The 644-nt window shown below is 68.9% G+C and carries 1 protein-coding gene; it reads left to right on the forward strand.

Going from position 1 to position 644, the window contains the following annotated elements; genetic code table 11:
* The coding region (locus G3N99_RS41105) for a thioredoxin family protein (protein ID WP_206125296.1) at positions 1–644 on the forward strand (644 nt) is incomplete at both ends.

The raw sequence follows: 644 nt of genomic DNA on the forward strand, positions 1-644 counted from the left end.
CGCCCGTCGAAGGTACGCTGCCGTCGCTCGACGGCGCGGTGCAATGGCTGAACTCGCCGCCGCTGACGGCGGCCGGCCTGCGCGGCAAGGTCGTGCTGGTCGACTTCTGGACGTATTCGTGCATCAACTGCCTGCGCACGCTGCCGTACACGACCGCATGGGCACGCAAGTACGCACCGTACGGGCTCGTCGTGATCGGTGTGCACGCACCGGAGTTCGCGTTCGAGCGCGACATCGGCAACGTGAAGAAGGCCGTGCACGACCTCGGCATCGACTACCCGGTCGCGATCGACAACGGTTATTCGATCTGGCGCGCGTTCGGCAACGAATACTGGCCCGCGCACTACTTCATCGACGCGCAGGGGCGCATCCGCCATCACCATTTCGGCGAAGGCGAATACGCGCAGTCGGAGCGCGCGATCCAGTCGCTGCTCGCCGAGGCCGGCCATCCGGAAGCGCTGAACGTGCCGCTCGGGCTCGCCGGCGCACCCGCGAAGGGGGCACTCGCAGCGGCGGACGCCGCGGACGTCCGCTCACCCGAAACCTATGTCGGCTATGCGCGCGCGGAGAGCTTCACGTCGCCGGGCGGCGTCGTGCGCGATGCGGCGCACCGCTACGACGCGCCGGCGCACCCCGATCTGAAC

The sequence above is a fragment of the Burkholderia sp. Ac-20392 genome (assembly GCF_017104585.1).
GTDB classification, from domain to species: Bacteria; Pseudomonadota; Gammaproteobacteria; order Burkholderiales; family Burkholderiaceae; genus Burkholderia; species Burkholderia lata.